Source organism: Phaeobacter cretensis (assembly GCF_047372505.1).
GTDB classification, from domain to species: Bacteria; Pseudomonadota; Alphaproteobacteria; order Rhodobacterales; family Rhodobacteraceae; genus Phaeobacter; species Phaeobacter cretensis.
Genome location: NZ_JBKBEU010000001.1, coordinates 1,623,466 through 1,645,218 on the forward strand (window position 1 = coordinate 1,623,466; position 21,753 = coordinate 1,645,218).

Here is a 21,753-nt window from a genome sequence, read left to right on the forward strand (position 1 = left end):
TCATGGCCCACGATGGACAGGACCCGCAAATGCAAACGACGCTCATTCCTGATGTACTGACATTGGCTGCCGCTGCGTTGGAACCGGTGGATCAACTACTCGATACCGCGCGCAAGACTGTGCGTGATCTGGTCAGCGAAGACGGCCGGGTGTCTGGCAAGCTGGTCGAACAGCATCAGACAGCCGCGCATGGCCTCGCTTGGCTCGCAACCTACGCCTACAGCCTGCGTCAGATGCATGGTTGGGCCGAACGGCTGCAAGCAGAGGGTAAGCTAGGCGAGATGGAGCAGCTGTTGTTGCAGATCGGCTTTGGGGAATACCTCTGGCAGACCTATGGCGGCATTCCGATGAACCAGGGCGAAATCCTGCGTCTTCAGGACTTGGGGCTGTCGCAGGACAGTCAACGACTGCTGATGGTGCCAGAAGTTATGACCCTTTGTGACAGCGGCAACAGCCAAGCAGCCCGGATGCGCCTGGTTGAGTTGATGCAGGAGCAAGCTGGATCTGTGATGTTTGGCAACTCCGGTTTGGATGAAGAGCTGGAAATGATCCGTGATCAATTTCGCCGCTATACGGTTGAGAAGGTCGAACCGCACGCCCATGACTGGCATCTGAAGGATGAGCTGATCCCGATTGAGATCATCGAGGAGTTGGCGGAGATGGGCGTATTTGGCCTTACCATCCCGGAGGAGTTTGGCGGCTTTGGCCTATCCAAAGCGTCTATGTGCGTAGTCTCCGAGGAACTGTCGCGCGGTTACATCGGTGTCGGCAGCCTGGGAACCCGTTCGGAGATTGCGGCAGAGTTGATCATTGCCGGCGGGACCGACCAGCAAAAAGCCGACTGGCTGCCTAAAATCGCCAGCGCGGAAATCCTACCCACGGCCGTCTTTACAGAACCAAATACCGGATCTGACCTAGGGTCTTTGCGCACCCGTGCAGTCAAAGATGGCAACGGCGACTACAAGGTCACGGGCAATAAGACATGGATCACCCATGCTGCCCGTACCCATGTGATGACACTACTTGCACGCACCGATCCTGACAGCACAGACCATCGCGGCCTGTCGATGTTCTTGGCGGAAAAGACGCCGGGGAGTGAGAAAGATCCGTTCCCAACTGAAGGTATGACAGGTGGCGAGATTGAAGTTCTTGGCTACCGGGGCATGAAGGAATACGAGTTGGCCTTTGATGGGTTTCACGTGAAGCGTGAAAATCTTCTGGGTGGTGATGAAGGCAAAGGCTTCAAACAATTGATGGAGACCTTTGAATCTGCCCGTATCCAGACCGCTGCCCGAGCCATTGGTGTCGCCCAATCTGCCTTGGATATCGCGATGCAATACGCACAGGACCGCAAGCAATTTGGAAAGCCTCTGATAGCATTCCCGCGTGTTGCCTCCAAACTGGCGATGATGGCGGTCGAGATCATGATTGCCCGCCAACTCACCTACTTCTCGGCCTGGGAAAAAGATAACGGCCATCGCTGCGATTTGGAGGCTGGTATGGCCAAACTTTTGGGCGCACGTGTGGCCTGGGCCGCAGCAGACAACGGGCTGCAAATCCACGGCGGTAACGGGTTTGCACTTGAATATAAGATCAGCCGCGTTTTGTGCGACGCGAGGATACTCAACATCTTTGAAGGTGCCGCCGAGATCCAGGCCCAGGTCATTGCTCGCAGGCTATTGGCCTGATCAGAGGGACAGCGTGTCACTTCCACACTCCAATGTGAGGTTCCGTTAGCAAATTTCCAATGGTCTGGCCGAGCAGTGCTGGACCATTTTCTTTCAACCCGGAAGGCTTGACCCCGGATGGCTATCGACTAACGTACCGAGATGAAACAGATATCTCCACCTCTCGCAATTGCTATTTGCACCAGTTTTCTGACAGCCTGTTTTGGCGATGAAACGCTGCGGGCCCATGGTGGCGGCGACTCTACGTGGCACCTACGCGAGATTGACAACGCCGCTGTGTCTGCGGCGACCACACTGACGTTTCCCCGTCCTGGCGTTCTCACCGGCGAACTGCCGTGCAACCGTGTCACAGGGCGACTAACCACCCCCTATCCCTGGTTTGAAGTTGAGGCCCTAGCAACAACCCGAATGGTTTGCCCCGCTTTGCGGGAAGAGACCGAGATCCTGACCACTCTAAAAGTTATGGAGATCGTTGAAATCAAGGGAGATGTGATGATCCTGTCAAATGAGGCTGGTCGCGAAATGGTGTTCAGCGCAGCCGAGTAAGCACATCGATGAGACGTCCGCGAGCATCCGGCAGCGACCGGTTCCCGAGCGAGGGAGCAAGATGGTTTTGTAGAAAGAAACCTGTTGTGGACAGCGCCGTTACAATCTCACTTGTATCTGCACCGCCACGCCCCATCAGGACAGGCGGCAAGGGCAACATACGATCCGCCCATTCTCCTGCTCCCTGACGGGAAACCGCGCGGCCACTTTTTGGCGAGACATAAGTCAGGTCTATGCGGCTGCCAGTCACCACGCATTGGCTAAAATCAAGACCGAAGCCCATCTCCTCCAACAGAGCGACCTCCCAGCGCAGATAAGCCAGTGGCCAGACATCATCGCGATCTAGTAAATCCAGAAGCTGTGTACTGCGTAGATACAATTCGGGGTGGGATTCCCGCTCTGGCAGGCAGAATGCGAGCAGCGCTGTTACTGCGTTCAGTCCCGCAAGCGGCAAACGCCCAGACAATGCAGCAGCGGCACGACTGCGCATCAGTTCGGCTTGATAGCTCCCCAGATGGTCTTCAAGCCGAGCACGCCAAATCAGGTCAAGCTGGGCACCCGGTTGCAAAATAGGTGCCATTTTACGGCCTGCACCACCACGAACAATTCCGGCGTGTCGCCCGTGTTCTGCGGTAAAGACGTCGACGATTGCCGACCCCTCGCCATGGCGGCGCAGCGTCAGCAATATGCCCTCGTCGCGCCATTCCATGATCAATCTAACCCTGGTTCATCCAGCAGATGTCGCCCATCTCGATCTTCGACCTCAATCACCCAGAGATCCGGGTCAAAACTACGTTGCTTGGCAATGGCCACATCCACATCGTTTTCATCACCCTTGGCCAGCGTCACCCAACTGCGTGCACCGCTCATCAAATCATAGGAACGATGCAAAGCTTCAGCCCGGCGATCCAGTGTGTTCAACTTGATCAACACGGCCCCGGCTGTGTCATCTCCATGGGAGGTGACAAAGGCGGGAATATCCGCCAGCCGCAATCGAGTAAGATAGGCCTGGACCCAGAAATTCGCGGTGAGCCGCGCCATGGACGACTAGTTTCCGTCCTTGAAATCGAGGCCCATCTCGGAATAGCGCTCAGATTCTTCCAGCCAATTGGGTCGCACTTTGACCTGCAAGAAGAGATGGACCTTGCGATCCAGAAATTCCTCAAGCTCAGCTCTTGCCGCCTGGCTAACCGCCTTGATGGTCTCACCACGTTTGCCCAATACTATCCCCTTGTGACCGTCACGCATAACATAGATCAGCTGGTCGATCTTGGCCGACCCATCCTTGCGCTCTTCCCAATTTTCGGTTTCCACCGTCAGCTGGTACGGCAACTCCTGATGCAGGCGCAGGGTCAGTTTTTCTCGGGTCATTTCTGCCGCAATCATGCGCATCGGCAAATCAGCAATCTGGTCCTCAGGATACAGCCAAGGCCCTTCGGGCAGCTTTTCCGACAGCCAACCACGCAGATGCTCAACTCCGTGGCCTTTCTCAGCAGAGATCATGAACGTCTCGGCAAAAGCATAGCGATCGTTCAGTTCTTTTGTTAGGCCCAGAAGCACCTCGGATTGGACGCGGTCGATTTTATTAATCGCAAGAGCGATCTTGCGACCCTCACCGATATTGTCCAAACCTTCGAGAATGCGTTCCACACCTTCGGTGATGCCACGGTGGGCTTCGATCATCAGCACAACCACATCCGCATCTGCAGCACCGCCCCAAGCGGCAGCAACCATTGCCCGATCAAGGCGGCGACGTGGTTGGAATAGGCCTGGCGTGTCAACAAAGACGATTTGGCTCTCGCCCTCCATCGCAACACCCCGGATGCGGGCACGTGTGGTCTGCACCTTGTGAGTCACAATGGAAACCTTCGCACCAACCATGCGGTTGAGCAGGGTTGATTTACCCGCGTTAGGTTCACCGATCAGGGCAACAAAGCCGGCGCGTGTGGTCATTTTTCTTGCTCCAATCGTGCCAAGAGAACCTTGGCGGCGGCCTGTTCGGCCTGGCGTTTAGATCCGGCGGCAGCGCGGCCCTCGGTGCCGTCCTGCAACTGCACGGAAATGGTGAATTCCGGCTGATGATCCGGGCCCTTACGCTCAACCAGCACATACGCCGGTGGCTGCTCGCCTCGCGCTTGGGCAAATTCCTGCAATGTCGTCTTCGGATCACGGGCATCCGCCTCCACCCGACCGATCCGGTTATCCCAAAGCCGCAGAATCAGCTGCTGTGCCGCATCAAAACCACCGTCTTTGTAGACGGCTGCAATCACCGCCTCCATAGCATCCCCCAGTAATGCCAGCTTGCGCCGCCCACCAGACATGGTCTCAGAGCGACCAAGTTTTAGAACCGCCCCAATATCGATTTCTCGAGCTACATCCGCACATGTTTCCTTGCGCACTAGCGCGTTAAACCTTGGCGCCAACTGGCCTTCGGTCGCAGTTTTGTCCGTATCCAACAACGCCGTAGCCATTACGAGGCCGAGAACCCGATCTCCCAAAAACTCAAGCCGCTGATTATCCTGCCGGTTCGGCGATGAAACAGAGGCATGCGTCAGAGCCCGCACCAAGAGCGCAGGCTCGGAGAAGTTATAGCCGATCCGCGTCTCAAACGCGCGCATATCTTTAGATAGTTTCACTCGATCCCCTTGAAGAAGCGATCCCCACGCCAAGTCCAGAAGAACAGCATAGAACGGCCAGCAGAGGAGAACATGATCCGATCTGCGCGACCAATCAGGTTTTCAAAAGGGACATAGCCAACACCACCAGCGGATTGCGGAAGGCGGCTGTCCGAGGAATTATCGCGGTTATCACCCATGAAGAAATAGTGACCATCGGGCACCTGATAGATACCGGTGTGATCCATACCCTGATTGCCGATGTTGAGCACGATATGCTCGCTGCCGCCCGGTAGGGTTTCGAGTTGGCGGGATTTCGTACAAGTTGCCCCCTCACCCACCGGCGCGTTTTCACACAGCGGATACGATCCGGCAGGTCCCTGCGGCGCCATCAGCTCCTCAAATTCACCCGCATCCTGCCGAACAACAGCAGTCCCGTTGATATGAAGAACACCGTCTTTGACCTGAATTTTATCACCTGGGAGACCGACTAATCGCTTAATGAAATCGTTGTTGTTTACCGGGTGACGAAACACCACAACATCGCCGCGATCAGGCTCGTCCGACCAGATACGAGAGTTATCGCCATCCAGAAAGCCACAGATGTCGCTACTGTCGATATCGATGCCAATGCTTGGAAATTTAAGACTGGGACAGGAGGCTGACGAATATCCATAAGCCATTTTGTTCACGAACAGAAAATCGCCAATCAGCAACGTTTCCTTCATAGAACCCGATGGGATCCAAAACGGCTGGAAGAACAGGGTACGGAACACACCGGCTATCAGCAGGGCGTAGACAATCGTCTTGACCGTCTCAAGGATCGAACTTCCGACTGTTGATTTGGCCGTCATCAGGCTCTCCGGTCTAACTGTGAACAAGGGTCCGGCGCTACATGCGGGGCCGATCCGGGTAAGTCAAGTATCGCCCGGCGTTGCAAACGGTTCACTGACTGTGGGGAGCGCCTCAATAATCACGAAGGCCTGCGCCCAAGGGTGATCGTCGGTCAGTGTTACATGGATGATCGCCTCGTGACCTGCCGGCGTCATATTTGCTAGCCGGTCGGCTGCCCAGCCAGTTACATGCATCACTGGTTGACCGCTACGTAGATTGGAAACAGCCATATCCTTCCAGGCGATTCCCATGCGCAATCCGGTCCCTAGTGCCTTGGAACAGGCTTCCTTAGCCGCCCAACGTTTAGCATAGGTGCCTGCTACATCTAACCGGCGCTCGGCCTTGCGTTGCTCAATGTCGGTAAAGACGCGATTTTTGAACCGATCCCCGAACCGGTCTAATGCGCGCTGAATACGCTCAATATTGGCAAGATCGGTTCCAATGCCAAGGATCATGACCTAACCCTGCCGAGCCAGATCCATCTTGCGGCGCATTTCAGCCAGTGCAGCAGGCAAACCGACAAACATCGCCTCTCCCATCAGAAAGTGGCCGATGTTGAGCTCTTTCACCTCCGGCAGGGCAGCAATCGGGCCGACGCTGTCATAGGTCAGGCCATGACCCACATGCACCTCAAGACCCAACCCATGGGCATAGGTCGCCATCTCAGTAATCTTGGCAAGCTCTGCATCACGCTCATCCCAGCGGCCCTCAGCCCAAGCGTCGGCATAGGCTCCGGCGTGAAGCTCGATCACCGGTGCGCCGATGCGATGGCAGGCCTCAACCTGTGTCTTGTCGGCACCGATAAACATTGACACCCGGCTGCCCCCTGCACGCAAAGGCGCGATATAGTCGGCCAACGCATTGTCATTACCAGCCACGTCCAGACCACCCTCGGTGGTGCGCTCTTCGCGTTTTTCCGGCACCAAGCAAACCGCATGTGGATTGTGACGCAGAGCAATATCTTGCATTTCTGCCGTTGCTGCCATTTCAAAATTCAACGGCACTCGCAGGGCGGCCATCAGCCCGTCAATATCGGCATCGATGATGTGGCGGCGATCTTCGCGCAAATGGGCCGTGATGCCATCCGCACCGGCGTTTTGCGCCAGAACAGCAGCGCGCACCGGATCTGGATTATCGCCGCCACGCGCATTGCGTACGGTGGCCACGTGGTCGATGTTCACGCCAAGCCTCAGGCCGGTGTTTTGCAAGGAAGTCTGTGCCATGGATCGCAATTCCCATTACATTGTATTTTGCTCGACACTAGGCGCTGCAGCCCCGAGAGCAAGCCCGTAAAGCGCCAATTTCTACTCTTGGGCAGATGCTTTAATGACTATTGTCGTTTGCACCGTCCAGAGAAGCGCGTTTTTTGATAACGTCGAATTTGGCTTTTATCTTAGCCCGGCGACGCTGCTGATAGGCGCGGATCACCGGCACGCTCAGCACATAACAAACGGTTGCCGTGACAATACCGGGGATAACGCCTCCCACGAGGTACGGGTAGAATACATCGTGGTAGAAAAGGGTTAGTCCCTGCCAATCTGCAGGGCGGTCGGTAACGAGCGCGACCATATTGTCGAAGAGGTCGCTGCCCGCCGCCAAAAACTTGCCAACTAGGGACTTATCGACATCGGCATCAAATTCGGTTCCTAAAATCCAATGCCCCGTCTGCAGCGAGGCTACGCCAATAGGCACATAGGTCAACGGGTTGCCGAAGAATGTTCCGCTGAGCGCTGCCAGCATATTGCCGTTCATCAGCCTTGCAATGATCACCGCAACAACAAAATGCATTCCATAGAAAGGCGTAAAGGTTGTGAACACCCCAGCCCAGATACCTCGCGCAATCCGTTCCGGAGAATCGGGCAAACGCCGGACACGATGTTTCACGTAGTGGAACGCGCGTCCCCAACCGCCTCGCGGCCACAGGAAGTCCGAAACCACGCGCAGAGGCGGACGTCTATCACGGCGCCTGAATACCAAAGCTTCGCGTCCTTCCCAATTCGTGCTGAACCGCTACCCTAGCTTTGGGCGGCTTTCCGGCAAATCGCGGAAACGAGCTACGGCGGCTACGTCGCTCTCGGCTTCCAACATCAACATCAGCGAATGCAGCTGCTCCACATCTCGCAGCTCGACATTAATCATCAGCCGGTAAAAGTCTGGTTTCCGATCGACAAATTCAAGGTCAGAAATATTGGCCTTTTTCTCTCCGATCAATGTGCAAATACGACCCAGCACACCAGCATCATTCCCGATGGTCAGCTCCAGGGTCACACCATAAACAGCCGGATGCGTCCCGCTATGCCAATGCAAATCGACCCAGCGCTCCGGTTGGTCCTCAACTTCGCCCAAGGCATCGCAATCTGCGGAATGAACGACAACGCCGCGACCACGGTAGGTAATACCGATGATCCGCTCTCCCGGCAGTGGCTGGCAGCAGGGCGCACGCTCAAAGCTCTGCCCTGGTTCCAGGCCGATCACAGCGCGGCGCGGCGAGACTTCGTCACCGTCGTCTGCCGCCAACTCCGGGTAGACGGCTTGTACCACATCATGTGCGGTTAGTACGGCAGCACCCAAACGGGCAAGTAATTCGCCGACGGTATTTACACGCAATGCACGCGCGGCTGTCTCCAGCGCTTTATCCGTGGCCTTGCGCCCAACATGCTCAAACGCGGAGCGCGCAAGTTCGTGCCCCAGCTTAACAAAACGAGCCCGGTCAGCCTCCCGCAGAGCCCGACGAATGGCAGTGCGTGCTTTGCCGGTGGTCGCAATATCCAGCCAACTCACTTGCGGGGTTTGCCCCTCAGCCGTGATAATCTCGACTGACTGACCGTTCCGTAGACGGGTCCACAACGGCACTCGAATAGCATCTACTTTAGCACCGACACAGGCATGACCAATCCGCGTATGGATCGCGTATGCATAGTCGATCGGCGTTGCACCCTTAGGCAACTTAATGACATCACCTTTGGGCGTGAAACAAAAAACCTGATCAGAATACATCTCAAGTTTGACGGCTTCGAGGAACTCGTCGTGATCTTCCTCGGCATCAAACTGCTCTGTCAGCGAAGCAATCCATTTGGCAGGGTCAACTGCGAAGGGGTTTTCTGAACGAACACCATCACGATAGGACCAATGCGCCGCCACCCCGGTTTCCGCTACATCGTGCATCTGCCGGGTACGGATTTGCACTTCGACACGTTTGCCATCACGCCCGGAAACCGTCGCATGGATTGATCGGTACCCGTTGGACTTCGGCTGACTGATATAGTCCTTGAAGCGGCCCGGTACCGCGCGCCAACGCTGGTGGATAGCGCCCAACGCTCTGTAGCAATCTTCCTCACTCGCGGTGATGATACGAAACCCATAGATATCTGAGAGCCGCGAAAAGCCCTGATCCTTTTCCTGCATCTTGCGCCAGATCGAATAGGGTTTCTTAGCCCGACCAAAGACTTCGGCTTCAATCCCGGTTTTTTCCAGTTCTGCGCGCATGTCACCGGTAATCCGATGGATCACATCTCCGGTTTCCCGTTGGAGTGTCACAAAACGGCGGATGATCGATTGTCTTCCCTCAGGATTGAGCACGCGAAATGCCAGATCCTCAAGCTCTTCGCGCATCCATTGCATCCCCATACGTCCTGCAAGCGGCGCATAAATATCCATGGTTTCGCGAGCTTTCTGAGCCTGCTTATCAGGGCGCATCGCCTTAATCGTACGCATATTGTGGAGACGATCTGCCAGTTTGACCAGAATGACCCGTAGATCCTTGGACATCGCCATGAATAGCTTGCGGAAGTTCTCCGCCTGCTTGGTTTCGCGGCTGGACAGTTGAAGGTTTGTCAGCTTGGTAACGCCATCGACCAATACCGCCACCTCATCTCCAAAGCGACTGGAGATTTCGTCGTATGACGCTTTGGTATCTTCGATGGTGTCATGCAGGAGCGCGGTTATGATTGTAGCATCATCTAACCGCTGTTCAGTCAGGATCGCGGCAACGGCAACCGGGTGCGTAAAATAGGGTTCACCTGAGTGACGTAACTGCCCCTCGTGCATCTGGCCACCAAACGCATAGGCGTCAGCAATCCTGTCAACATTGGTCCTGGGATTGTAGTTGCGGACCAGAGCAATCAGGTCTTCTGGTGAAATCATTCCGGTCCGCAGCCTCAGCTAGTTATGTCGTGCGACGTCTCAGCCCTGCCCTTGCGCCTCCATAAGCGCGCGCAACAGTTTTTCTTCTGACATATCGTCAGTCGCCGGTTTGTCGCTTTCAGCACCCATCAACAAAGCCATGGAATCGTCTTCAGGCTCATCAACCTCAATCTGGGTCTGATTGCTTTCGATCAAGCGCTCGCGCAGAGAATCAGCGCTCTGTGTTTCGTCGGCAATTTCACGCAAAGATACGACTGGGTTTTTGTCGTTGTCACGTTCGACCGTCAGCGCAGCACCGGCCGAGATCTCACGGGCGCGATGCGCTGCGAGCATCACCAGCTCAAAGCGGTTGGGAACCTTGTCTACACAGTCTTCAACCGTCACTCGGGCCATGGGCGACTCTCCAAATCAAAATAAGTCCAGAAGCGTGACTTCTAAAACCAAAGCTTTCTCTTGACAAGCGCCGAATGGGACCCGAGGGCCATTCAAAGTGGGGAAATTTCACTCAAATCGCCCACGGGCAACGCTGCGCAGAGTTCGCGAACAGTTTGCCCGAGAATCGGGTGACGCCAATCCGGCGCTACGTCTCGCAATGGGACCAATACAAACCCGCGATCCTGAAGCCTCGGATGCGGCAACAGCAACTGCCCTGGCGCCTCCTGCATCTGCTGACTAAGCGGCAACTCTTTCCAGCGCTCAAACGTATCCACATCTGGGCAGATCAGATCATCATAGGCGATCAAGTCCAGGTCCAGCGTCCGCATCCCCCAACGTTGAGTCCTCCGTCGAGCAAAATCTGCCTCGATCTGATGCAGGAGGTCTAGCAGAGCGCCCGGGCTTAGATTTGTGCGTATAGAAATCGCGGCGTTCACATAGTCAGGGCCTGCGCCCGCTGGAAAACAAGGCGTGCTGTAAAAACGAGACACCGCTTGCAGACAGATGTCTGATTCGGACAACTGACCAATAGCCCCTATGAGGGTATGCGCCACCGACTGCTCGCCGATAGGCAGGTTCCCCCCCATGGCAACAAGCGAATGTGACCGGAATTCGGTCATTTTTGCCCTCGTTTCTTAATACCGACACACTTGCGGCAAATGTCAAATAATCTACATTAAGTCCACCCGTTTTGGCGTATTTCAGCATTCACTCACGGAACCTCACTGCTGAAACGGATCTACCGGAAGGACATATTTGATGTTTTACAAGGACGAACGGCTTGCGCTGTTCATCGATGGCTCGAATCTATACGCAGCAGCTAAAGCGTTAGGATTTGACATCGATTACAAATTGCTCAGGCAAGAATTCATGCGCCGAGGCAAATTACTGCGCGCTTTCTACTACACGGCTTTGCTGGAAAATGATGAGTACTCTCCGATCCGACCGCTGGTGGACTGGCTGCATTACAACGGCTTCACCATGGTGACAAAGCCAGCCAAGGAATACACCGACAGCATGGGTCGTCGTAAGGTTAAGGGGAACATGGATATCGAGCTCGCTGTCGATGCCATGGAACTGGCGCCGCGTGTCGATCACATTGTGCTCTTCTCCGGCGATGGCGACTTTCGTCCGCTGATCGCCAGCCTCCAGCGTCAGGGTGTGCGGGTTTCGGTGGTTTCAACCATCCGCAGCCAACCACCTATGATCTCAGATGAGTTGCGCCGCCAAGCCGACAACTTCATCGAGTTGGAAGAGTTGAAGGATGTAATTGGTCGCCCGCCTCGCGAACAAAGTGATCCCCGCTCCATCGCAGCGGTCAACGACTGATATCAAGCTTATAAATCGCCAGATAGTCAGTCATTGAAACAAAGGCCCGCAGTAGTGAGTTTCACTGACTGCGGGCTTTTTGTTGGCCAGTCGAGAACGGTCTCCGTTTGGCCTAACCCCCATAGCGATGCGACGTCGCAGGGGTGGACCTCTCCATCAGAAAGCCCTAGCTCTGATGAGCAAGGAGACAGAGATGACCAAGCCACCCCTTACACTATATCTCGCCGCGCCACGCGGCTTTTGCGCCGGTGTTGACCGGGCAATAAAAATTGTCGAAATGGCGCTGGAGAAATGGGGTGCGCCGGTCTACGTCCGCCATGAAATCGTGCACAATAAATATGTGGTCGATGGGCTTCGTGATAAAGGTGCCGTGTTTGTCGAGGAACTGGACGAATGCCCGGATGACCGGCCTGTGATATTCTCTGCTCACGGTGTACCTAAATCCATCCCGGCAGAGGCCAATCGCCGCCAGATGATCTATGTCGACGCAACCTGCCCGTTAGTCTCAAAGGTGCACATTGAGGCCCAACGCCACGCGGAGAACGGCCTTCAAATGATCATGATCGGTCACAAGGGGCATCCAGAAACCGTTGGGACCATGGGACAGCTGCCTGATGGAGAAGTGCTGCTGGTTGAAACACCAGATGATGTGGCCCTGGTCGCGGTCCGAGATCCTGACAATCTGGCCTATGTGACCCAGACCACCCTGTCAGTGGACGACACTAAAGACATCGTCGCAGCCCTAAAGGCGCGGTTTCCAAACATAGTCGGCCCACATAAGGAAGACATTTGCTACGCCACAACCAATCGACAGGAGGCCGTAAAAGAAGTGGCCCCTAAGGCAGATGCCCTGTTGGTCGTTGGCGCACCAAACTCATCGAATTCCCGCCGCCTGGTAGAGGTTGGCGCAAAGGCAGGGTGCCAATATGCGCAACTTGTACAACGCGCAGAGAACATTGATTGGCGCGCGCTAGACGGGATCTCATCAGTCGCAATCACAGCCGGGGCATCAGCTCCAGAACTACTCGTGAATGAAGTGATCGATGCGTTCCGGGTCCGCTTTGACGTTACCGTGGAAATCGTCGAAACTGCTATTGAGAACGTCGAATTCAAAGTGCCACGCGTATTGCGGCAACCCGCCTGACCCTGACAAATCCTATCTGCGCCTTCCAACACGACATGGAATGGATGGTTGCAACTGATCGGCAGGCTACTACCCTGTGGCTAACCCAATTGTGTCGCAAGGAACTTATCGCGTGATTTCGCTGCATTTTCTCATCACTGCTTTTGTTGTCGTGCTCGCACCGGGTACTGGCGTCATCTATACGCTTGCCCTAGGCCTTGGTCAGGGGCCTCGTGCAGCTGTTTGGGCTGCGTTTGGATGCACGATCGGTATTCTACCGCATTTGGCTGCCGCAATTTTGGGTCTCGCAGCAGTTTTGCATGCGTCGGCGTTGTTATTTCAGGCCGTTAAGATTGCGGGAGTGCTCTACCTCCTCTATCTGGCGTGGCAAATGGTAAGAGCAGACGGCGCTCTATCTGTTTCCGCAGCTAGCCCGACACAACAGTCGGGACTACGGATTGCTCAGCGAGGCGCGTTGATCAATATCCTGAACCCGAAACTATCAGTGTTCTTTCTGGCATTGCTGCCCCCCTTCCTTTCTGGCGACGCGACAAGCGCCACGTTGGAGATGGTAGTTCTTGGTACTATTTTCATGGCAATGACCTTCTCGGTCTTTGTTCTCTATGGGCTCTTTGCGGCCCAGGCTCGCACACTGATCTTAGGCTCGAACACCGTGGTTAAATGGTTGAACCGCAGTTTTGCTGCGCTTTTCGCCGCTTTGGCTGCGCGACTAGCTATGGAACGAGCATGATTAGAATACCCCTAGCGCCACTGTGCCTCGGGCTAGCCGGGTTGACCCCTTTCGTCTGGGGGGCTGTCACAACGCAGTTACCATCCTTGCAGGCCTGGGGGGCAAGCAATTTAGGACCACGCTTTGTAGGCCCATATGTGCAGCTTTTCTATGGATCCGTCATTCTTAGTTTTATGTCTGGCGTGCTTTGGGGGTTTGCGACCAAGACATCTGGTCTACGTGCAGCAACTGGCTATGTGCTATCGGTATTGCCGGCACTTTGGGCGTTTTTTATGACAGGTGGCGGGCCAACCAGCGCCGGGATCAACTTGATCTATGGCTTCGCTGGATTGTTGTTGCTCGACTATGCGTTTTTCACCTGGGGTTTGACGCCCTCATGGTGGATGCGGCTGCGTCTGCTTCTAAGCGTGATTGTAATCATCAGCCTCGCAACGGGAGTGTACCTATGAGCCGTCCAGACCCTGAGACTTTGGATGTCTATAACGACAAGGCTGCGGAATATGCAGAGAGCAGTGAGAGACACCTACGGCAGGACCCACGACTGCTACAGTTTATCGACGCCTGCAAGCAGGGTGGACGCGTCCTTGATTTGGGTAGCGGTCCCGGCACTGCAAGTGCAGTGATGGCCACCGCAGGGCTGAAACCCTTGGCGATGGATGCTTCGGCTGAAATGATAGCCTTGGCCGATCAGCTGCCTGGCGTTGACACGCGCCTCGCCAGCTTTGATCAACTGTCGGGCGTCGATATCTACGATGGCATCTGGGCCAATTTCAGCCTGTTACATGCGCCACGCACAGAGTTCCCCCGACACCTTGCCGCCCTGCGTCAGGCGCTACGCCCCAATGCCCCCTTTTACATTGCGTTAAAGCTGGGTAAGGGCGAGGCCCGCGATGCCCTTCGACGGTACTATACCTACTATCAGGAAGACGAATTAATGGATTTGCTGCGCTCTGCCGGGTTTGCCCCGCATAATTGCACCACCGGTGAAAGCCTCGGGCTGGACCGCGTCATGGCACGTTGGATCTCGGTGGCCTGTCATGGCTGATCTCTTTGCTTATACCGATGGCGCTTGTTCAGGAAATCCGGGTCCCGGCGGTTGGGGCGTATTGCTCCGTGCCATGGATGGCGACACAATCGTCAAGGAAAAGGAGCTACACGGGGGCGAGGCCGAGACCACCAACAACCGGATGGAGCTACTGGCCGCTATCAATGCCCTTGAAAGTCTGGCACGCCCATCGACGCTTACTGTTGTAACGGATTCGGCCTATGTCAAAAATGGCGTCACTGGCTGGATCCATGGCTGGAAACGCAATGGCTGGAAAACGGCATCCAAGAAACCGGTGAAAAACGTTGAACTGTGGCAACGCCTGGACGAAGCACAGCGCAATCATACAGTCACTTGGGAATGGGTAAAAGGCCATGCGGGTCATCCAGAGAATGAGCGCGCCGACGAGCTGGCGCGCGCCGGCATGGCCCCATTCAAACCAAGCAAAACTAGAGCATGACAATTCTCACGCTCCTGGACTATGCCTCAGTGCTGGTCTTTGCAGCCTCCGGCGCGCTGGTTGCCAGCCGCGCACAGCTGGACATCGTCGGGTTTGCTTTTGTGGCCTGTCTGACAGCCGTAGGAGGGGGCACTGTACGGGATTTGTTACTGGATCGTCATCCGGTGTTTTGGATCGGAGATTCCACTAACATTCTGCTCGCCGCCGGAGCCGCCGTGGTTGTGTTCTTTACCGCCCATCTGGTCGAGAGTCGCCTGCGCTGGATCGTCTGGCTCGACAGTTTTGCGCTTGCAGTTGCGGTTTCTGCTGGCACTGGCGCGGCCTTGCTGACTGGACAGTCCTCGGTAATCGTAGTGCTGATGGGCATGGCAACCGGCAGCCTCGGCGGGCTGATGCGCGATGTGGTGTGCAATGAGGTGCCGCTGGTCCTGAAACAGGGAGAGCTTTATATCTCATGCGCAATGGCTGGTGCGATAGCTGCTGTTGTCAGCATTGCCTTTGGTGTTTCGACCGGCTGGGCGCTTGTGGCTTGCGCAGTGATCTGCTGGATCTTGAGGGCAGGCTCCATCACCTTTGGTTGGCATCTTCCAGTCTATAAATCACGTCCGCCACGCGTTTGAAGTAGGGCGATCTCGTAGTTTCAACGACGCCAGTGGAATGGTACGATGATCAGCGCCCCGACTGAGGCTGCGATCGCGTTCCAGCCCGGAGCACGAAAACCGAGGCCAAACATGATCACCACCAAATGGAACAAGAATGCGCCTCCCACACAGATGATAATCGACGAAAGGTATCCATTGCGGGTGAAATCGGTGCGTTCTGCCAAATAGCCAACAATACCGGCGATCACGACACTGCCAAACAGAGCTAAAAACAAACCATTTCTCCTTACAGATCTTGACCGGCGGCAACCGGAAAACCGCGCAAGAAGATATCGCTATCTTGTGCGCCCTTTCCTGAGCGCTGCAACCGCAGCAATTCAACAGACCCCTCGCCACAGGCAACAGTCAGGTGATCATTCTGAACCCGCCCTGGAATTCCCTGCCCTTGCACAACGCGAGAGGCCAAGAGTTTCACTCGCTGCCCGTCGATTTCGCACCATGCACCTGGAAAAGGGGACAGCCCACGAATTTTACGATCCACCTCGATCGCTGGGCGCTGCCAGTCGATCTGTGCCTCAGCCTTGTCAATCTTATGGGCATAGGTGACGCCCTCGCTTGGCTGTGGTTCCAGCGTCAAGTCTGGCAGTCGCGCCAGCGCCTTAATGATCAATGCCGCACCCATCGCGGAGAGCCGATCATGTAATTGCGCGGTTACTTCTTCCACGCCGATATCAGTGGCCTCCCGCAGCAAGACAGGGCCAGTATCCAGTCCCGCCTCCATCTGCATAATGCAAACGCCAGTTTGTGCGTCCCCTGCCATAATAGCGCGATGAATAGGAGCAGCGCCGCGCCACCGTGGCAAAAGGCTTGCATGAATATTCAGGCAGCCGCGGCTTGGAGAATCCAATATAGCCTGCGGCAAGATCAGACCATAGGCGACAACCACGGCCACATCCGCCTTCAATGCAGCGAATTCGACCTGCTCTTCCACGCCTTTAAGACTGACAGGGTGGCGCACCTCAAGACCCAGCGCCTCCGCTCGGGCATGTACGGGGTTTGGGCGGTCCTTTTTACCTCGCCCAGCGGGGCGAGGCGGTTGACAATAGACGGCCGCAATCTCATGACCTGCTCCAACCAACGCGTTGAGAACCGGCACAGAGAACTCAGGCGTCCCCATAAAAACAATACGCATATGTCGCCTCACAATTTTGACCATCTCGCCAGTATATGAGTCTGCACTTTGCGAGACCCCGGAACGGCCTCTAGCCGTTCAGTTTCTTAGCTTTTCGTATCAACATATCGCGTTTCACCTTGGACAGCTTATCAAAATACATACGCCCGTTCAGGTGATCAATCTGGTGCTGAACACTGGTTGCATCAATGCCGACAAAATCACGTTCGACCGTTGCACCAGTCTCATCCATGTACCGCACAGTCACCGCGCGGGGGCGTTTGATCCTGGCAGAAACACCGGGGAGGTTCGGGCTTGCTTCCTCATGCTCACGCAGCGCTACCGAGGCGTGCAGTATCTCAGGGTTCGCCAACCGCACTGCGCGGCCGCGCTCGCTTGACCCGTCAACAACAGCCAACCGTAGCAGGACGCCAATCTGATTCGCAGCAAGACCGACCCCAGGCATCGCCTCCATCGTGTCGATCATGTCCTGCCACAGCACCAGTATCTCGTCAGTAACTTCGCTCACGTCTTCGGCGCGGTTGCGCAGATGTCTGTCGGGCCAAGGCAGGCAAGGACGCACGGTCATAGATGGGTCTCCTGATAGGCGTGGTAGGTGGCTTCTGCGGAGGCGCGCGCCGTCGGCGTCACCAGGTCAAATGTTAGGCGACCTTCGAGATGATCATATTCGTGTTGCACGCAAGCGGCGGCGAACCCGTCAAACCTGCGTTGATTGCGTATACCCTGCAGATCAGTCCAGGATAGCTCGACCCAGGCCGGGCGTGTCACATCGAGACTAACGCCTTTGATCGACAGGCATCCCTCAGCGTTTGTGGCCATCTCATCAGATTGGGCTATAACTTCCGGATTTACGCACACAAGCGGATCGCGCACACCATCTTTCCAAGTCGTGTCCATCACAAAAAGCCGTAGCAGTATGCCGACCTGTGGTGCCGCTAATCCACGCCCCGGTGCGGCATACATCGTATCCAGCATATCGTGTGCCAGATCGGCTACATCGGAGATGGCAACCACCGGCGACGTGACCTTGCCCAGCACAGGGTCTGGCCAAGCTATGATTTGTAGAACTGCCATGTTGTCCGCCTTTCCCCGAAAGGTTCGCCAGCGTCAAAGCTCGCCCGACCTCAATGCACGCATATTAGCCGCGTGCACGTTCGCGTTTCAGTTTTTGCATCTTGCGCGTAATCATCTGCCGCTTCAGTGGCTTCAGATAGTCGATAAATAGCTTGCCATCGAGATGGTCAATTTCATGCTGCACGCAGGTCGCCCAAAGGCCGTCGAAAGTCTCACGTTGTGTGTTTCCGTCGCGGTCAATCCATTCGACATCGACCACTTTGGGACGGGTTACCTCAGCGTATTGTTCAGGAATTGACAGGCACCCTTCCTCATAGACGTTAACGTCATCCGAGGCGGCGACCACCGTAGGATTGAACATCGCCAACGGCCGGGCCGTACCATCCTCTTCTTTGACGCAATCAAGCACAATCAAACGATCCATCACACCGATCTGGGGCGCTGCGAGACCGATACCCGGCGCATCGTACATGGTTTCCAACATGTCGTCGGCCAGCATACGTAGTGCATCAGACAGGTCCGGGACAGCAGCGCAGACCTTTTTCAGGCGGGGATCAGGATGGATCAGGATCGGTCGTTTCATGCCGCTGATTTAGGCCATTGACGCCCGCCCTGCAACGCCCCCCTTGCACATGGCAGGATTGGCGTTAGCTTCGCCCCTAAACAACCGGAGCTCTGACATGGATTTTGACAAGATTATTGACCGCCAAAACACACATTGCATGAAATGGGACATGATGGAGGAACTCTATCATGTGCCGCAGGACGAAGGTTTGTCGATGTGGGTTGCGGACATGGATTTCGCCGTTCCATCAGTTGTAACAGACAAAATGCGCGAAATGGCAGACCACGGCATCTACGGCTATGTGAACTGCGATAGCCCCTATAAATCTGCGATATGCTGGTGGATGCAAAACCGTCATGACTGGTCGGTAGAACCCGAGGCGATCTTTACCACGACCGGTCTGGTAAATGGCGTCGGTATGTGCCTGGAAACATACACGCAGCCGGGCGACGGTATTGTCGTGTTTACTCCAGTCTATCACGCCTTCGCCAAGGTCATCCGCAACGCTGGGCGTGAGGTGGTCGAATGTGAACTGACCGCCAATGACGGGCGCTACGAAATGGATTTTTCGACCTATGACGAACAGATGTCCGGGTCTGAAAAAATGGTCATCCTATGCTCGCCGCACAATCCGGTGGGTCGCGTCTGGACACAAGAAGAACTGCGTGGCGTAGCTGATTTCGCCAAGCGTCACGATCTGATCCTGTTGTCGGACGAAATTCACCACGATCTGGTTTTCGACGGCTCAACCCATATCCCAATGCAGAACGCAGCTCCCGATATCACCGATCGCTTGCTGATGCTGACGGCCCCATCCAAAACCTTCAACTTTGCCGGTATGCACACTGGTCAGGTGATTATCCCTGACCCCGATCTGCGCGCAAAGTTCTCTCGCCGGATGCAGGCGCTTGCTCTGTCACCAAACTCACCCGGGCAATGGGCGACAGCCGCGGCCTACTCACCCGAAGGAGCCGCCTGGGTCGATGAGCTCGTGCCTTATCTGGATGGTAACCGACAGATCTTTGATGCGGCTGTGAACGAAATCCCTGGCCTGCGCTCGACCCGATTGGAGGCGACATATCTGGCCTGGGTCGACTTCTCTGGCACCGGAATGAGCCGCGAGGAATTTACGGTACGTGTGGAACAGGGCGCAAAAATTGCCGCCAACCACGGGCCTAGCTTTGGTAGCGGCGGTGAAAATTTCCTACGGTTCAATCTCGGCACTCAACGTGCGCGGGTTGAAGAAGCCTGCGAGCGTCTGCGCTACGCCTTCTCCGATTTACAATAACCGCTTAATAGAACAGCTCGGACTGAAATCTCCGGGCCTCAATCTACAACGGAGATCACTATCTGGTGGTCCCCGTTCTGAATCAATTTGCTGATAGCAGGTTTCGCCCGACTATGCTCAGAACCGCATATCATCCTGTGTGATCAGAGCCACAGGCGCGTCTGGAGCGCGATAGAAATCCAGTGGAGCTTTATCCGAAACCGGTGTCGCACGCTTGAACTCATATCGTATCTCGCCTGCCTCTTCATCGGAAGCAACGATTAGGCACTGCGATAGATGCCGAGTACCATCATAGAGGTCTACCAAGCCGCGCAGCTGAGGAGAATCCGCCGCCTCGACCGAAAAGCCGTCTTTCCACATGCGCAATACAGGAAAATCGTGGCTGTCCACAGCCACCCGCAAGCGGCTCTTAGCTTTAATGCCATCCAACCGTGCGGCATCCAATGCGTCCTGCACTGATTTGGGAACAAATGTCGTCATCGCAGTGACCTTTCGATTTAATCCCGCCTTGGCTCCAAACATCTGGGGATATCGGTCCAAAACAATCAGGCGTGATGCCCGTCTCTCCTAAAGAGTGAACTCTGAAAGGATAAAATCAAGTGAACTTTTTGAGTCGTTTCAGCCCCTTGTCTGCGACACCTCTTTAGATGTGCCGAAGGTGGCCGCCGCCGTGCCTTCTACTATCTGGCAGGCATCACCTGTGCATTAGCGCAGGGAGGTTGCGCGGAAAACGGCCATGGGCGCAGACATCAACCCCGCCTAGGTTACCCTGCAATACACGTATCCACAGCGCATAGGAGACAACGATGGGCCTCTTGATTGACGGCGTCTGGCACGACAAATGGTATGATACCGCTTCAACTGGTGGCGCTTTCAGACGCTCGCAGGCGCAGTTCCGCAACTGGATTACCAAGGATGGTCAGGCCGGGCCAACGGGCAAAGGTGGTTTTGCTGCAGAAAGCGGGCGCTACCATCTATATGTGTCGCTGGCCTGCCCATGGGCACATCGCACACTCATCTTCCGCCAACTGAAGAAACTGACCGATCACATCAGCGTTTCTGTCGTCCATCCAGATATGTTGGACAAGGGCTGGAGCTTTGCCAAAGACGACCACGGAGCGACAGGGGATGATCTGTTCGGATACGATCATACATACCAGATCTACACTCAGGCCGATCCGCAATACTCGGGACGAGTGACCGTCCCAATCCTTTGGGACAAAAAAGAAAACACTATCGCTTCAAACGAAAGCGCAGACATCATCCGCATGTTCAACAGTGCGTTTGATGACATCACAGGAAATCTTGATGACTATTGGCCGGAGGAGCTGCGCGAACCAATCGAAGCCGTGAACAGCCGGATCTATTCCACCCTGAACAACGGTGTATACAAATGCGGTTTTGCCACAACTCAGGAGGCCTACGATGCAGCCGTGGACCCGCTATTTGACACCTTGGACTGGCTGGAAGACATCTTATCCGAACATCGCTTCCTGCTTGGTGACAAGCTGACCGAGGCCGACTGGCGACTATTCACCACACTCGTGCGCTTTGATCCTGTCTACCATCTGCATTTCAAATGTAACCGGAAGCGACTGGTGGATTATCCCAACCTTTGGGCCTACACGCGGGCCCTATACCAATGGCTGGGTGTCGCAGAAACGGTAGGAATGAATCACATTGTACGCCACTACCACTACAGCCATGAGACAATAAACCCGCATCGGATTATACCAACCAACCCACGCATCGACTGGATGGCCCCACATGGTCGCGATTAATCTCCAAATCGCACGACATAGTGCGGGCGCCAAGCAGCGCCTTGGCGGCAATTGAACATTCGTGGCACGCCTTATGCGCCAAACAATCTCCGGATTTCATGACGGTTGTCGCCAAAGAGTGCGCTATTTTGTCCCGCCGCGACGCCTATTTTGACTATCCATGCCAGGCGATTCGACAAACTTAAACCCGCACATGGCCTGAAGCGTTCAGGGTTTACTGCT

The 21,753-nt window shown here is 55.4% G+C and carries 28 protein-coding genes; 11 read left to right on the forward strand and 17 right to left on the reverse strand.

Going from position 1 to position 21,753, the window contains the following annotated elements; all coding sequences use genetic code 11:
* Positions 1-2: 2 nt before the first annotated feature.
* Positions 3-1,688, forward strand: a complete 1,686-nt coding sequence (locus tag ACEWZM_RS07835; protein ID WP_414005900.1) for an acyl-CoA dehydrogenase family protein — start codon at positions 3-5, stop codon at positions 1,686-1,688.
* Between the two features lie 141 nt (positions 1,689-1,829).
* Positions 1,830-2,234 (forward strand): META domain-containing protein, encoded by a 405-nt coding sequence (locus tag ACEWZM_RS07840; RefSeq protein ID WP_414005901.1) that lies wholly within the window; start codon positions 1,830-1,832, stop codon positions 2,232-2,234.
* Here ACEWZM_RS07840 and recO read toward each other — a convergent pair.
* From recO to folK, 11 genes are all read right to left on the reverse strand, one after another.
* Positions 2,218-2,943: a DNA repair protein RecO gene (gene recO / locus ACEWZM_RS07845; protein WP_414005902.1), complete on the reverse strand. Its 726-nt coding sequence runs from the start codon at positions 2,941-2,943 to the stop codon at positions 2,218-2,220. The two genes, ACEWZM_RS07840 and recO, sit on opposite strands and share 17 nt — an antisense overlap.
* 2 nt (positions 2,944-2,945) lie before the next feature.
* On the reverse strand, positions 2,946-3,275 hold the full coding sequence (locus tag ACEWZM_RS07850; protein ID WP_414005903.1) for a DUF1491 family protein: 330 nt from the start codon (positions 3,273-3,275) through the stop codon (positions 2,946-2,948).
* A 6-nt stretch (positions 3,276-3,281) separates the two neighbouring features.
* Positions 3,282-4,187: a GTPase Era gene (gene era, locus ACEWZM_RS07855; protein WP_414005904.1), complete on the reverse strand. Its 906-nt coding sequence runs from the start codon at positions 4,185-4,187 to the stop codon at positions 3,282-3,284.
* On the reverse strand, positions 4,184-4,870 hold the full coding sequence (gene rnc / locus ACEWZM_RS07860) for a ribonuclease III (RefSeq protein ID WP_414005905.1): 687 nt from the start codon (positions 4,868-4,870) through the stop codon (positions 4,184-4,186). The genes era and rnc overlap by 4 nt, the downstream gene beginning before the upstream one ends.
* A complete protein-coding gene (gene lepB / locus ACEWZM_RS07865) occupies positions 4,867-5,703 on the reverse strand; it encodes a signal peptidase I (protein WP_414005906.1) in 837 nt (278 codons plus the stop codon). The genes rnc and lepB overlap by 4 nt, the downstream gene beginning before the upstream one ends.
* 63 nt (positions 5,704-5,766) lie before the next feature.
* A complete protein-coding gene (gene acpS / locus ACEWZM_RS07870) occupies positions 5,767-6,198 on the reverse strand; it encodes a holo-ACP synthase (RefSeq protein ID WP_414005907.1) in 432 nt (143 codons plus the stop codon).
* A gap of 3 nt (positions 6,199-6,201) precedes the next feature.
* Complete coding sequence (locus ACEWZM_RS07875) at positions 6,202-6,966, reverse strand: pyridoxine 5'-phosphate synthase (RefSeq protein ID WP_414005908.1); 765 nt, start codon at positions 6,964-6,966, stop codon at positions 6,202-6,204.
* Between the two features lie 100 nt (positions 6,967-7,066).
* Entirely contained in the window at positions 7,067-7,720 is a 654-nt protein-coding gene (locus ACEWZM_RS07880) for a DUF2062 domain-containing protein (RefSeq protein WP_414005909.1), read from the reverse strand.
* 33 nt (positions 7,721-7,753) lie between these two features.
* Entirely contained in the window at positions 7,754-9,886 is a 2,133-nt protein-coding gene (locus tag ACEWZM_RS07885; RefSeq protein ID WP_414005910.1) for a RelA/SpoT family protein, read from the reverse strand.
* A 39-nt stretch (positions 9,887-9,925) separates the two neighbouring features.
* Positions 9,926-10,279 (reverse strand): DNA-directed RNA polymerase subunit omega, encoded by a 354-nt coding sequence (rpoZ, locus tag ACEWZM_RS07890; RefSeq protein WP_414005911.1) that lies wholly within the window; start codon positions 10,277-10,279, stop codon positions 9,926-9,928.
* A gap of 92 nt (positions 10,280-10,371) precedes the next feature.
* Positions 10,372-10,941 (reverse strand): 2-amino-4-hydroxy-6-hydroxymethyldihydropteridine diphosphokinase, encoded by a 570-nt coding sequence (gene folK / locus ACEWZM_RS07895; RefSeq protein WP_414005912.1) that lies wholly within the window; start codon positions 10,939-10,941, stop codon positions 10,372-10,374.
* Positions 10,942-11,080: 139 nt separating this feature from the next.
* Between folK and ACEWZM_RS07900 the strand changes: the two genes are divergently transcribed.
* From ACEWZM_RS07900 to ACEWZM_RS07930, 7 genes are all read left to right on the forward strand, one after another.
* Positions 11,081-11,650 carry a LabA-like NYN domain-containing protein gene (locus ACEWZM_RS07900; RefSeq protein ID WP_414005913.1) on the forward strand — a complete coding sequence of 190 codons (570 nt, stop codon included), beginning with the start codon at positions 11,081-11,083 and terminating at the stop codon, positions 11,648-11,650.
* A 193-nt stretch (positions 11,651-11,843) separates the two neighbouring features.
* Positions 11,844-12,794 carry a 4-hydroxy-3-methylbut-2-enyl diphosphate reductase gene (gene ispH / locus ACEWZM_RS07905; protein WP_414005914.1) on the forward strand — a complete coding sequence of 317 codons (951 nt, stop codon included), beginning with the start codon at positions 11,844-11,846 and terminating at the stop codon, positions 12,792-12,794.
* A 112-nt stretch (positions 12,795-12,906) separates the two neighbouring features.
* Positions 12,907-13,524 (forward strand): LysE family translocator, encoded by a 618-nt coding sequence (locus tag ACEWZM_RS07910; protein ID WP_414005915.1) that lies wholly within the window; start codon positions 12,907-12,909, stop codon positions 13,522-13,524.
* Positions 13,521-13,973, forward strand: a complete 453-nt coding sequence (locus ACEWZM_RS07915; RefSeq protein ID WP_414005916.1) for a DUF3429 domain-containing protein — start codon at positions 13,521-13,523, stop codon at positions 13,971-13,973. Before ACEWZM_RS07910 ends, ACEWZM_RS07915 begins: the two co-directional genes overlap by 4 nt.
* Complete coding sequence (locus tag ACEWZM_RS07920) at positions 13,970-14,569, forward strand: class I SAM-dependent methyltransferase (RefSeq protein WP_414005917.1); 600 nt, start codon at positions 13,970-13,972, stop codon at positions 14,567-14,569. The genes ACEWZM_RS07915 and ACEWZM_RS07920 overlap by 4 nt, the downstream gene beginning before the upstream one ends.
* Positions 14,562-15,029: a ribonuclease HI gene (gene rnhA, locus ACEWZM_RS07925; protein ID WP_414005918.1), complete on the forward strand. Its 468-nt coding sequence runs from the start codon at positions 14,562-14,564 to the stop codon at positions 15,027-15,029. The genes ACEWZM_RS07920 and rnhA overlap by 8 nt, the downstream gene beginning before the upstream one ends.
* Entirely contained in the window at positions 15,026-15,649 is a 624-nt protein-coding gene (locus ACEWZM_RS07930) for a trimeric intracellular cation channel family protein (protein ID WP_414005919.1), read from the forward strand. The genes rnhA and ACEWZM_RS07930 overlap by 4 nt, the downstream gene beginning before the upstream one ends.
* Positions 15,650-15,669: 20 nt before the next feature.
* On the opposite strand, the gene ACEWZM_RS07935 is transcribed toward ACEWZM_RS07930, so the two are convergent.
* From ACEWZM_RS07935 to def (ACEWZM_RS07955), 5 genes are all read right to left on the reverse strand, one after another.
* On the reverse strand, positions 15,670-15,906 hold the full coding sequence (locus tag ACEWZM_RS07935; protein WP_414005920.1) for a hypothetical protein: 237 nt from the start codon (positions 15,904-15,906) through the stop codon (positions 15,670-15,672).
* 11 nt (positions 15,907-15,917) lie between these two features.
* Positions 15,918-16,823 carry a methionyl-tRNA formyltransferase gene (fmt, locus tag ACEWZM_RS07940; RefSeq protein ID WP_414005921.1) on the reverse strand — a complete coding sequence of 302 codons (906 nt, stop codon included), beginning with the start codon at positions 16,821-16,823 and terminating at the stop codon, positions 15,918-15,920.
* A 70-nt stretch (positions 16,824-16,893) separates the two neighbouring features.
* Positions 16,894-17,391 carry a peptide deformylase gene (gene def, locus ACEWZM_RS07945; RefSeq protein WP_414005922.1) on the reverse strand — a complete coding sequence of 166 codons (498 nt, stop codon included), beginning with the start codon at positions 17,389-17,391 and terminating at the stop codon, positions 16,894-16,896.
* The gene (gene def / locus ACEWZM_RS07950) at positions 17,388-17,897 is read right to left on the reverse strand and encodes a peptide deformylase (protein ID WP_414005923.1); all 510 of its coding nucleotides are present in this window, start codon (positions 17,895-17,897) and stop codon (positions 17,388-17,390) included. Before def (ACEWZM_RS07950) ends, def (ACEWZM_RS07945) begins: the two co-directional genes overlap by 4 nt.
* Before the next feature lie 64 nt (positions 17,898-17,961).
* Complete coding sequence (def, locus tag ACEWZM_RS07955) at positions 17,962-18,480, reverse strand: peptide deformylase (protein ID WP_414005924.1); 519 nt, start codon at positions 18,478-18,480, stop codon at positions 17,962-17,964.
* 97 nt (positions 18,481-18,577) lie between these two features.
* On the opposite strand from def (ACEWZM_RS07955), the gene ACEWZM_RS07960 reads away from it, so the two are divergent.
* Positions 18,578-19,750 (forward strand): MalY/PatB family protein, encoded by a 1,173-nt coding sequence (locus ACEWZM_RS07960; RefSeq protein ID WP_414005925.1) that lies wholly within the window; start codon positions 18,578-18,580, stop codon positions 19,748-19,750.
* Positions 19,751-19,867: 117 nt separating this feature from the next.
* Here ACEWZM_RS07960 and ACEWZM_RS07965 read toward each other — a convergent pair whose 3' ends face one another.
* The gene (locus tag ACEWZM_RS07965; RefSeq protein WP_414005926.1) at positions 19,868-20,230 is read right to left on the reverse strand and encodes a hypothetical protein; all 363 of its coding nucleotides are present in this window, start codon (positions 20,228-20,230) and stop codon (positions 19,868-19,870) included.
* 326 nt (positions 20,231-20,556) lie between these two features.
* On the opposite strand from ACEWZM_RS07965, the gene ACEWZM_RS07970 reads away from it, so the two are divergent.
* Complete coding sequence (locus ACEWZM_RS07970; RefSeq protein ID WP_414005927.1) at positions 20,557-21,531, forward strand: glutathione S-transferase family protein; 975 nt, start codon at positions 20,557-20,559, stop codon at positions 21,529-21,531.
* Positions 21,532-21,753: the final 222 nt, after the last annotated feature.

Bases quoted from the DNA above. Each gene is read 5' to 3' on its own strand.
- rpoZ (WP_414005911.1), bottom strand. From the start codon at position 10,279: ATGGCCCGAGTGACGGTTGAAGACTGTGTAGACAAGGTTCCCAACCGC.
- ACEWZM_RS07970 (WP_414005927.1), top strand. From the start codon at position 20,557: ATGGGCCTCTTGATTGACGGCGTCTGGCACGACAAATGGTATGATACC.
- ACEWZM_RS07965 (WP_414005926.1), bottom strand. From the start codon at position 20,230: ATGACGACATTTGTTCCCAAATCAGTGCAGGACGCATTGGATGCCGCA.
- fmt (WP_414005921.1), bottom strand. From the start codon at position 16,823: ATGCGTATTGTTTTTATGGGGACGCCTGAGTTCTCTGTGCCGGTTCTC.
- ACEWZM_RS07875 (WP_414005908.1), bottom strand. From the start codon at position 6,966: ATGGCACAGACTTCCTTGCAAAACACCGGCCTGAGGCTTGGCGTGAAC.
- ACEWZM_RS07840 (WP_414005901.1), top strand. From the start codon at position 1,830: ATGAAACAGATATCTCCACCTCTCGCAATTGCTATTTGCACCAGTTTT.
- acpS (WP_414005907.1), bottom strand. From the start codon at position 6,198: ATGATCCTTGGCATTGGAACCGATCTTGCCAATATTGAGCGTATTCAG.
- ispH (WP_414005914.1), top strand. From the start codon at position 11,844: ATGACCAAGCCACCCCTTACACTATATCTCGCCGCGCCACGCGGCTTT.
- def (WP_414005924.1), bottom strand. From the start codon at position 18,480: ATGAAACGACCGATCCTGATCCATCCTGATCCCCGCCTGAAAAAGGTC.
- ACEWZM_RS07960 (WP_414005925.1), top strand. From the start codon at position 18,578: ATGGATTTTGACAAGATTATTGACCGCCAAAACACACATTGCATGAAA.
- def (WP_414005922.1), bottom strand. From the start codon at position 17,391: ATGACCGTGCGTCCTTGCCTGCCTTGGCCCGACAGACATCTGCGCAAC.
- ACEWZM_RS07885 (WP_414005910.1), bottom strand. From the start codon at position 9,886: ATGATTTCACCAGAAGACCTGATTGCTCTGGTCCGCAACTACAATCCC.
- era (WP_414005904.1), bottom strand. From the start codon at position 4,187: ATGACCACACGCGCCGGCTTTGTTGCCCTGATCGGTGAACCTAACGCG.
- ACEWZM_RS07850 (WP_414005903.1), bottom strand. From the start codon at position 3,275: ATGGCGCGGCTCACCGCGAATTTCTGGGTCCAGGCCTATCTTACTCGA.
- ACEWZM_RS07915 (WP_414005916.1), top strand. From the start codon at position 13,521: ATGATTAGAATACCCCTAGCGCCACTGTGCCTCGGGCTAGCCGGGTTG.
- def (WP_414005923.1), bottom strand. From the start codon at position 17,897: ATGGCAGTTCTACAAATCATAGCTTGGCCAGACCCTGTGCTGGGCAAG.
- rnhA (WP_414005918.1), top strand. From the start codon at position 14,562: ATGGCTGATCTCTTTGCTTATACCGATGGCGCTTGTTCAGGAAATCCG.
- lepB (WP_414005906.1), bottom strand. From the start codon at position 5,703: ATGACGGCCAAATCAACAGTCGGAAGTTCGATCCTTGAGACGGTCAAG.
- folK (WP_414005912.1), bottom strand. From the start codon at position 10,941: ATGACCGAATTCCGGTCACATTCGCTTGTTGCCATGGGGGGGAACCTG.
- ACEWZM_RS07900 (WP_414005913.1), top strand. From the start codon at position 11,081: ATGTTTTACAAGGACGAACGGCTTGCGCTGTTCATCGATGGCTCGAAT.
- ACEWZM_RS07835 (WP_414005900.1), top strand. From the start codon at position 3: ATGGCCCACGATGGACAGGACCCGCAAATGCAAACGACGCTCATTCCT.
- ACEWZM_RS07920 (WP_414005917.1), top strand. From the start codon at position 13,970: ATGAGCCGTCCAGACCCTGAGACTTTGGATGTCTATAACGACAAGGCT.
- recO (WP_414005902.1), bottom strand. From the start codon at position 2,943: ATGGAATGGCGCGACGAGGGCATATTGCTGACGCTGCGCCGCCATGGC.
- ACEWZM_RS07930 (WP_414005919.1), top strand. From the start codon at position 15,026: ATGACAATTCTCACGCTCCTGGACTATGCCTCAGTGCTGGTCTTTGCA.